Here is a 1,192-nt window from a genome sequence, read left to right on the forward strand (position 1 = left end):
TAACAAGTGACTGTGGCATTTCGTCAATAGATTAGGCCGCTTTTTTGCACCATTTCTCGCCATTCTTGACCATGGTGTTGAGGATGACGATGAGCTTACGCATGCAGGCGATGAGCGCCACTTTGGGAAGCTTCCCGACAGCCTTCAGATGGGCATAGTAGCGGCTGAAAACCGGGTTGCATTGAATGGCCGACATCATGGCCATGAACATCACGGTACGTACCCGGTGGCGGCCTCCTCGGATACGGCGTTTGCCTTGGTATGAGCCGCTCTCCTTGTTCATCGGCGCCACACCGACCAAGGCGGCTATCTCCTTGCGATTGAGATTACCCAGTTCCGGCAGTTCGCTGAGCAAGGTATAAGCCAATACTTTACCTACACCGGGGACGCTGGTCAGGATCTCGGACTTGGTGCGCCAGTGCTTGGCCTGCACGACCAGGATATCCAACTGCTTGGTGATGGCCTCGATTTGCTTTTCCAGGGTCTTCAGCAATGCCGTTATCGAGGCATGGAGCGCCTTGGGGAGGATCTGCAGGCGGTTTTTCTCCATGATGGACATCTCTAGGAGCTGTGTCCGCCTGATTAGTAAATCTTTGATTAACCTGGATTGTTCATCAGGGATAGGTTTGAACTCGGGCCGAATGGTGGCAGCGAAGCGGGCAATAACGGCTGCATCTATCTTGTCGGGCTTGGCCAGCACGCCGATAACCTGGGCGAAGCGGCGAACTTGGATGGGGTTGACGACGATGATCGGGAGTTCGGCTTTGTCGCAGGCGAAGACCAGGGCATGTTCATAGCGGCCCGTCGCCTCAACCATGATGCTTTGCACGTGGTGCTGCTTGAGGATCGGGATGATCTTCTGGATGTGTTCCTCGTCGTTGGGCACGCTGAAATGGAGGTCCAAAGGATGAAAGGCGATGTCCAGTTTGGACTTGCCGACATCGACGCCGACATGGATCTGAAGTTGGTTTTTGTCGTTCATGGTAATAAGCTGACTCTGCCTTGCTATGCGGGCTCGAGGCCCCGATGACTGTTCGAGTTATCGCTTCGGAGTTATGCAGCGCTACCCACTTGTTATCGGTCTCTCGCAAGAGGAGCCGGCCAATCACCGAGCTGCTGCATAAAGGCCCTCAATGGCCGTTGAGGGTGGGCCTCCAATTTACCCAAAATCGAGCAGAATCAACCATACAAG

The 1,192-nt window shown here is 54.4% G+C and carries 1 protein-coding gene; it reads right to left on the reverse strand.

Going from position 1 to position 1,192, the window contains the following annotated elements:
* Positions 1-31: 31 nt before the first annotated feature.
* Entirely contained in the window at positions 32-982 is a 951-nt protein-coding gene (locus B3C1_RS19155; RefSeq protein ID WP_008486886.1) for an IS110 family RNA-guided transposase, read from the reverse strand.
* Between the last annotated feature and the right edge of the window lie 210 nt (positions 983-1,192).

Origin of the sequence: Gallaecimonas xiamenensis 3-C-1, assembly GCF_000299915.1 — a bacterium.
GTDB lineage: Bacteria > Pseudomonadota > Gammaproteobacteria > Enterobacterales > Gallaecimonadaceae > Gallaecimonas > Gallaecimonas xiamenensis.

Excerpts from the sequence above, each read along its gene's own strand:
- B3C1_RS19155 (WP_008486886.1), bottom strand. The coding sequence starts at position 982 with ATGAACGACAAAAACCAACTTCAGATCCATGTCGGCGTCGATGTCGGC.